Source organism: Streptomyces sp. NRRL B-24572 (assembly GCF_002156145.1).
Lineage (GTDB): Bacteria > Actinomycetota > Actinomycetes > Streptomycetales > Streptomycetaceae > Streptomyces > Streptomyces vietnamensis.
In genome coordinates this window covers 1-8,031 of the sequence record NZ_MWIG01000211.1, presented here as the reverse complement: position 1 = coordinate 8,031, position 8,031 = coordinate 1, and the positions used below count along the sequence as shown (strand labels likewise).

The following is an 8,031-nucleotide window of genomic DNA, read 5'->3' as shown; positions in this document are numbered from 1 at the left end:
GCTCCGGGTGCCGCCGCCGTGCACGAACTCCAGATGCGGCGCGACCGCCCGGACGGCCCGCACCACGGCGGCGGCACCGGGAGCGTGCAGCACACGGCCGCCGAGGACGCGGTGACCGAGATCGCGGCGGGTTCGGGCCTCTTCGTGCCGCGTCTCTTCGACAACTACACGTCCTTCAGCGGCCGCCCCGCCGCGCTCTTCGCGCAGCCGGTGGTCCGCCGCCCTGGCGTGGGCGTGGTGACGGTGCTCGGCGGCGGTTACCCGGCGTCGGGTGCCGCGGGCCCGGACCGGCTGCCCGTCCCGTACCTGCCGGAGGGGCTCCGCTACGACCCGCAGGAGGGTCCGGGCGAGGTGCAGACCCCGCTGCTCGGCTCCCCCGCCGACGATCTGCGGATCGGCGACAAGGTCTGGTTCCGGCACGCGAAGGCCGGGGAGCTGTGCGAGCGGTTCGAGAACCTGCACCTGGTCGAGGGCGATCGCGTCACCGCCACCGTGCCCACGTACCGGGGCGAGGGCATGACCTTCCTCTAGGAACCGTCAGAAGACCGTGTCCAGCTGGTCCGGGACGATGCTGCCGTCCGTGCGCCGGACCGGCTGGGCCGTGCCGTCGCTCGCCGTGTAGCCGGTGGTCGAGCAGGGGTACGCGCTCGTCCTCTGCTTCTTCGGCTCGATGAACATGGGGTTCACGAGCCAGCGGCCGTCGCCGTTCTCGTACGCCCGGCACATGAGCTCGTTCTTGTTGCGGTTGAGGACCAGGCGCAGCCCGGTGGCGTCCCGCAGGAAGGAGATGTCGGTGTCGGAGTCGCCGGCGGCGAAGACCTGGCGGCGGGCGGCGGGCTGGACGCGCTCGGCGGCGGGGCCGCGGACGCCGAAGATCTCCTGGTTGATGAAGCAGCGCTTGCCGTCGATGTAGGTGATCATCGTGTCCTCGCCGTCCCGGACGCTGCCGCAGCCCTTGAGGTGGCTGGTGAGGCGGCCGTGGTCGGTGGTGTTGCGGATGCCGACGGCGTGGGAGGGGTCGACGCCGACGCCCTTCGCCCAGACGTCGACGACGGGCTCGGGCGAGGCGGAGACGATCCAGACGTCGAAGCCGCCGTCCTGGAGGGTGCGGATCAGGTCCCGCTGCTGGTCGTAGTAGCGGACCCAGCCGGTGACCTTCGCGGTGCCGACCTGCTGGGTGGCGCCCTGCGGGGCGGCGAGGTTCTCGGCGCGGGCGGCGGCCGCGAAGGAGGCGGCCTGGCGGGTGGTCCAGCCGTGCAGGAGCTGGGCGAGCCAGGCGTACTGGGGCTCCGTGCGGCGGTGGTCGTAGCCGGTGAAGGCCGTCCGGCCCGCGGTCGTGGCGCCGTTCCCGTACACCGAGAGCAGTTCGTCGGCGCAGGCCGTGTCGGTGGACGTGGGGAGGGTGCCGACGCCGGTGGGGCAGGCCTCGGCGAGGGCGGTCGCGGCCTCGGGGGTGAGGTGGCGGCTGGTGGTGGACCAGTCGCCGTCCTTCGGGGGCCGGACGCGGTCGTTGCGCAGGAGCCAGTAGAAGGTGGCGTCGCCGACGTCGTTCTTGATGACGGTGTTGTCCCAGTCGAAGACCGCGACGGGCTTCTCTCCGCGAGGCCGCCCCTTGTCGTCGCAGTGGTCGGCGATCAGGGCGTCGATGCGGGCCTTGTTGTCGCCGTACCAGCCCTCGGAGACCTTCAGGGCGGGGCATCCGGCGGGCCCGGCCCCGGCGTTCGCCGCGGGGAGGAAACCGGTGGCGGCGAGGGCGAGGGCGGCCGCCGCGGCGGAGGTGCGGAGCTTCACGGGCGTTCTCCTGTCGGTGCGTCGGTGCGTCGGTGCGTCGGTGCGTCGGTACGTCGGTACGCGCGACAGCCGGGCGCCTTGCGACGCCCGGCTGTCGGGTGGGGGTGGGGAGGGTGGCGGCGGCGAGGGCCTAGAGGGGGGTCACGTACGCCCCGGAGATGCCGCCGTCGACGAGGAAGTCGCTGGCGTTGACGAAGGAGGAGTCGTCGCTCGCGAGGAAGGCGACGGCGGCGGCGATCTCCTCGGCCTCGGCGAAACGGCCGACGGGGATGTGGACGAGGCGGCGCGCGGCCCGCTCGGGGTCCTTGGCGAACAGCTCCTGGAGCAGCGGGGTGTTGACCGGCCCGGGGCAGAGGGCGTTGACGCGGATGCCCTCGCGGGCGAACTGGACACCCAGCTCGCGGGACATGGCGAGGACGCCGCCCTTGGACGCGGTGTACGAGATCTGGCTGGTGGCCGCGCCCATGATGGCGACGAAGGAGGCGGTGTTGATGATGGAGCCCTTGCCCTGGCGGCGCATGTAGGGCAGGGCGGCCTTGCAGCAGAGGTAGACGGAGGTGAGGTTGACGTCCTGGACGCGCTTCCAGGCCTCCAGGCCGGTCTCCAGGATGGAGTCGTCGTCGGGGGGCGAGATGCCGGCGTTGTTGAAGGCGATGTCGACGGAGCCGTACGTGTCGAAGGCGGTCTTGAACAGCGCCTCGACCTGCTCGGGGTCGGTGACGTCGACCTGGACGAAGGTGCCGCCGACCTCCTCCGCGGCGGCCTTGCCCGCGGTCTCGTCGATGTCGGCGCAGACGACGTTGGCGCCCTCGGAGGCGAGGCGGCGGGCGGTGGCGAGGCCGATGCCACTGCCGGCTCCGGTGATGACGGCGGTACGGCCGACGAGGCGGCGGCAGATGATCTCGTTGCTCACAGTGCGGGGCCCTCCGTGCTGATGAAGACGTTCTTGGTTTCGGTGAAGGCGGTCAGGGCGTCGGGGCCGAGTTCGCGGCCGAGGCCGGACTGCTGGTAGCCGCCGAACGGGGTCCAGTAGCGGACGCTGGAGTGGGAGTTGACGGAGAGGTTGCCGGCCCGGACGGCGCGGGAGGCGCGCAGGGCGCGGCCGACGTCACGGGTCCAGATCGAGCCGGACAGGCCGTACTCGGTGGCGTTGGCGAGGCGGATCGCGTCGGCCTCGTCCTCGAAGGGGAGGACGACGGCGACGGGGCCGAAGATCTCCTCGACCGCGCAGGGGGCGTTCTCGGCGACGCCGGTGAGGACGGTCGGCGGGAACCAGAAGCCGGGGCCCTCGGGCGCCTTGCCCCGGATGCCTTCGAGATCGTCGGTGACGTAGCCGCGGACGCGGTCGAGCTGGGCGTGGGAGATGAGCGGGCCCATCTGGGTGCGCTCGTCGGTCGGATCGCCGACGACGATCTCCTCGATGGCGGGGGTGAGGAGCTCCAGGAAGCGGTCGTACGCGCTCCGCTGGACGAGGATGCGGGTGCGGGCGCAGCAGTCCTGGCCGCTGTTGTCGAGGAAGGCCATCGGCGCCGCGGCGGCGGCCGCCTCGATGTCCGCGTCGGCGAAGACGATGTTGGGACTCTTGCCGCCGAGTTCGAGGGTGACCCGCTTCACCTGGTCGGCGCACTTCGCCATGATGCTCTTCCCCACCCGGGTGGAGCCGGTGAAGACGATCTTGGCGATGCCGGGGTGTTCGACGAGGGCGTTCCCGGCGACGGGTCCGGTGCCGGGGAGGACCTGGAAGAGGCCTTCGGGGAGGCCTGCCTCCAGGGCGAGTTCGGCGAGGCGGAGCGCGGTGAGCGGGGTCGTCTCGGCGGGCTTGAGGATCACGGCGTTGCCGGCGGCGAGGGCGGGTGCGGTGGCCCAGGCGGCGATCGGCATGGGGAAGTTCCAGGGGGCGATGACGCCGACGACCCCGAGCGGTTCGAGGATCGTGATGTCGAGGCCGCCGGCCACCGGGATCTGGCGGCCGTTGAGCCGCTCCACTCCCCCGGCGGCGAAGTCGAGCAGGTCGCGGACGTTGCCGGCCTCCCAGCGGGCGTTGCCGATGGTGTGGCCGGCCTCGGTGACCTCCAGGCGGGCCAGTTCCTCGATGTGGTCGTCGACGACGGCGGCGAAGCGGCGGAGCAGCCGGGCCCGGTCGGCGGGCGCGGCGGCGGCCCAGCCGCGCTGGGCGGCGCCGGCGCGGGCGACGGCGGCGTCGACGTCGACGGGGGTGGCGGCGGGGACGGTGGCGACGGGTTCCTCTGTCGCCGGGTTCAGTACCTGGAGCAACTCAATCCTCTCGGAAGCGGTTCAGAGGCGTTCGAAGGAGCGGCGCAGCTCCCAGTCGGTCACCGCCGCGTCGAAGGCGTCGAGTTCGACGCGGGCCATGTTGCGGTAGTGGGCGACGACCTCGGCGCCGAAGGCCGCCTTGGCGATCTCGCTGGTCTCCCAGAGTTCGGCGGCCTCGCGCAGGGTGGTGGGGACGTGCGCGTACTCGGCGGTGTACGCGTTCCCGGTGCAGGGCGGGGGCAGTTCGAGGCGCTGCTCGATGCCGTACAGGCCGGCGGCGACCAGTCCTGCGACGGCGAGGTACGGGTTGACATCGCCGCCGGGGAGGCGGTTCTCGAAGCGGGTGGAGCGGCCGTGGCCGACGACCCGGAGCGAGCAGGTGCGGTTGTCGTGGCCCCAGGCGACGGCGGTGGGCGCGAAGGAGCCGGGCTGGAACCGCTTGTAGGAGTTGATGTTGGGGGCGTAGAGGAGGGAGAAGTCGCGGAGGGCGGCGAGCTGTCCGGCGAGGAAGTGCCGCATGGTCTCGGACATGCCGTGCCGGTCGTCCCCGGCCATCACGTTGCGTCCCTCGGCGTCCTGGAGGGAGAGGTGGATGTGGCAGGAGTTGCCCTCGCGCTCGTTGTACTTCGCCATGAAGGTGAGCGAGCAGCCCTCCTGGGCGGCGATCTCCTTGGCGCCCGTCTTGTAGACGGCGTGCTGGTCGCAGGTGACGAGGGCCTCGTCGTACTTGAAGGCGATCTCGTGCTGACCGGGGTTGCACTCGCCCTTGGCGGACTCGACGGTGAGTCCGGCGCCGGTCATCTCGTTGCGGATGCGGCGCAGGAGCGGTTCGATGCGTCCGGTACCGAGGACGGAGTAGTCGATGTTGTACTGGTTGGCGGGGGTGAGGCCGCGGTAGTCGGCGTCCCAGGCCTGCTCGTAGCTGTCCTTGAAGACGATGAACTCGAGCTCGGTGCCGACGTGTGCCGTGAGGCCGAGCTCCGCGAGGCGCTCCAGCTGGCGGCGGAGGATCTGGCGGGGCGCGGCGACGACCGGGGTGCCGTCGGCCCAGGCGAGGTCGGCCGTCACCATGGCGGTGGCGTCGTTCCAGGGGAGGCGGCGGAGGGTGGTGAGGTCGGGGTGCATCGCGAAGTCGCCGTAACCGCGGTCCCAGGAGGACATCTCGTAGCCGTCGACGGTGTTCATCTCGGTGTCGACGGCGAGGAGGTAGTTGCAGCCCTCGGTGCCGTGGCCGAGGACCTCGTCCAGGAAGAACGGTGCTGCGAACCGCTTGCCCTGGAGTCGTCCCTGCATGTCGGGGAAGGCCAGGACGACGGTGTCGATCTCGCCGCTCGCGACGAGGGCGCGGAGCTCCTCGACGGTGAGCGGGGGTGTGCGGTCTGCCACGGGATTGCTCCTCCTTCGGCCTGCCGGGAGCCATAAGGTATTGCCATAGACCATTGCTTGGGAAGTGCCGGAGAGAGGAAAACGAGAACGTGGCCAGTACGAGTGAACCGGCGGACCGGCTGACGCCCGTGCTGCGGCCGGTGCGGGCGGGCAACGGATTCGAGGAGGCCCTGGAGCAGATCCTCCAGGTGGTACGGCTCGGTCTGGTGCCCGGCGGGGAGCGGCTGCCCGCCGAGCGGGAGCTCGCCGACCGGATGGGGATCAGCCGGGTGACCCTGCGCGAGGTCCTCAAGGTCCTCCAGGAGCAGGGGCTCGTGGAGAGCCGGCGCGGCCGGTACGGCGGGACGTTCGTGCTGCCCAGGCCGCAGACGGCCGACGAGGACGAGCTGCGCCGCCGGATCGCCACGGTCGACATGGAGGACACCCTGCGCTTCCGTGAGGTCCTGGAGGTGGGGGCCGCCGGTCTCTGCGCGGCCCACGGCCTCGACGCGGCGGGCGCCGAGCGGCTGCGGACGGCCGTGACGGCGACCCATGACGCCCCGCTGGCCGATTACCGCCGCCAGGACACCCTGCTCCACCTCACGCTCGCGGAGCTCTCCGGCTCGCCGACGCTGACGGCCCAGTACGCCGCCGTCCGGGCGACGGTGAACGACCTCCTGGACTGCATCCCCCTCCTCGTACGCAATCTGGAGCACTCGCAGCACCAGCACACGGCCCTGGTGGAGGCGGTCCTGGACGGGGACGCGGACGCGGCGCGCGAGGTGATGCGGGAGCACTGCGCGGGCACGGCGGCACTGCTGCGGGGCTTCCTGACGTGAGGCCCGCACACCGGGGCGCGTAATCCGAAAGTAACGCACGGGGGTTGCGCTCCCCCACCGGCCACCGCAAAGGTATGGATCCAATCCATTGGGCCCGTTGCGGGGAGCTGACGCTGCCATGACGCTGGAAGACATCACGCCGCCGAAGGACGATTACCTGGAACGCCGGGCCCTGCGCCGCGGCAGCGCCGGCTGGCTGCTGCTGACCGGCCTCGGCGTGGCGTACGTCGTGTCCGGGGACTTCTCCGGCTGGAACATCGGCCTGTCGAAGGGCGGTTTCGGCGGACTCGCCGTCGCCACCGTCCTGATGGGCGCGATGTACGCCTGCCTGGTCTTCGCGCTGGCCGAGCTCTCCGCCATCCTGCCCACCGCGGGCGGCGGCTACGGCTTCGCCCGCCGGGCGCTCGGCACCTGGGGCGGCTTCCTCACCGGAACCGCGATCCTCATCGAGTACATCCTCGCCCCGGCGGCGATCTCGATCTTCATCGGCGACTACGTGGAGTCGCTCGGTCTCTTCGGCCTGGAGTCGGGCTGGCCGGTCTATCTGGTCTGCTTCGCGCTCTTCATCGGCATCCACCTGTGGGGCGTGGGCGAGGCGCTGCGTTTCAGCCTGATCGTGACGGCGATCGCGGTCGCGGCCCTGGTCGTCTTCGCCCTCGGCGCGTTCACCGACTTCCACGTGGACGGCCTGAACGACATCCCGGTCGACGGGGAGGCCTTCGGGTCGAACTCCTGGCTGCCGTTCGGCCTCCTCGGGATCTGGGCCGCGTTCCCCTTCGGCATGTGGTTCTTCCTCGGCGTCGAGGGCGTGCCGCTCGCCGCCGAGGAGGCGAAGGACCCGGTGCGGTCGATGCCGAGGGCGCTCTCGATCTCCATGGGAATCCTGGTGCTGCTCGCCGTCATGACCTTCTTCGCGACCACCGGGGCGCGCGGTGCGGCCGCCGTCCAGGAGGCCGGCAACCCGCTGGTCGTGGCGCTCCAGGGCGACGGGGAGCCGACCGCGCTCAGCCGCTTCGTGAACTACGCGGGCCTCGCGGGCCTGGTCGCCTCCTTCTTCTCCCTCATCTTCGCCGGCTCGCGCCAGCTCTTCGCCCTCTCCCGGGCCGGCTACCTGCCCCGCTTCCTCTCCCTCACGAGCCGCCGCAAGTCGCCCTACCTGGGACTCCTCATCCCGGGCGCCCTCGGCTTCGCGCTCGCCGCCGGGACCGGGAACGGCGCGCGGATGCTGAACATCGCGGTCTTCGGCGCCACCATCTCGTACGCCCTGATGGCGCTCTCCCACATCGTCCTTCGCCGCCGCGAGTCGGGCCTGCACCGGCCGTACCGCACGCCCGGCGGGATCGCGACCTCCTCGGTGGCCTTCGTCCTGGCCCTCTCGGCGCTCGTCGCGACCTTCCTGGTGGACCGGACGGCGGCGTTCATGGCGCTCGGGGTGTACGTGATCGCCCTCGCCTACTTCGCGTTCTACAGTCGGCACCATCTGGTGGCCAAGGCGCCCGAGGAGGAGTTCGCGGCGCTCGCCGCGGCCGAGGCCGAACTCGCACGCGACTGACCCACCCGACTCTCCGCACCCCTGGAGGAAGTTCCGTGACCAAGCCGCTGATCGGCGTGACCACCTACCTGGACCAGGCCCGCTGGGGGGTGTGGGACATGACCGCCGCGGCCTCGGGCCCGTCCGGCGGGAGCATGACGGCGAGGCCTCCGCTCTCCCGGACGAGCCACGGGTACCGGGCGGGGAGCAGCGCGGCGGTCATGTCCCACA

6 protein-coding genes and 1 pseudogene are annotated in these 8,031 nt (G+C 71.8%); 3 read left to right on the top strand and 4 right to left on the bottom strand.

Features of this window, described 5'->3' with window-relative positions; genetic code table 11:
- Positions 1–531, top strand: a pseudogene (locus CCN56_RS13310) (hypothetical protein); the annotation flags it as partial.
- A 6-nt stretch (positions 532–537) separates the two neighbouring features.
- On the opposite strand, the gene CCN56_RS13305 reads toward CCN56_RS13310, so the two are convergent.
- The 4 genes from CCN56_RS13305 to CCN56_RS13290 all read right to left on the bottom strand — a co-directional run bounded on the left by CCN56_RS13305 (position 538) and on the right by CCN56_RS13290 (position 5,451).
- On the bottom strand, positions 538–1,791 hold the full coding sequence (locus tag CCN56_RS13305; protein WP_086826698.1) for a haloacid dehalogenase-like hydrolase: 1,254 nt from the start codon (positions 1,789–1,791) through the stop codon (positions 538–540).
- A gap of 130 nt (positions 1,792–1,921) precedes the next feature.
- Entirely contained in the window at positions 1,922–2,704 is a 783-nt protein-coding gene (locus CCN56_RS13300; protein WP_086826696.1) for a 3-oxoacyl-ACP reductase, read from the bottom strand.
- Positions 2,701–4,065, bottom strand: coding sequence for an aldehyde dehydrogenase (locus CCN56_RS13295; RefSeq protein WP_179199833.1), 1,365 nt, complete (start codon positions 4,063–4,065; stop codon positions 2,701–2,703). Before CCN56_RS13295 ends, CCN56_RS13300 begins: the two co-directional genes overlap by 4 nt.
- Positions 4,066–4,086: 21 nt before the next feature.
- Positions 4,087–5,451, bottom strand: a complete 1,365-nt coding sequence (locus CCN56_RS13290) for a glutamine synthetase family protein (protein WP_086826692.1) — start codon at positions 5,449–5,451, stop codon at positions 4,087–4,089.
- Between the two features lie 89 nt (positions 5,452–5,540).
- Between CCN56_RS13290 and CCN56_RS13285 the strand changes: the two genes are divergently transcribed.
- The gene (locus CCN56_RS13285; RefSeq protein WP_086826691.1) at positions 5,541–6,269 is read left to right on the top strand and encodes a FadR/GntR family transcriptional regulator; all 729 of its coding nucleotides are present in this window, start codon (positions 5,541–5,543) and stop codon (positions 6,267–6,269) included.
- A gap of 118 nt (positions 6,270–6,387) precedes the next feature.
- Positions 6,388–7,821 (top strand): ethanolamine permease, encoded by a 1,434-nt coding sequence (gene eat, locus CCN56_RS13280; RefSeq protein ID WP_086826689.1) that lies wholly within the window; start codon positions 6,388–6,390, stop codon positions 7,819–7,821.
- The last annotated feature ends 210 nt before the right edge of the window (positions 7,822–8,031 follow it).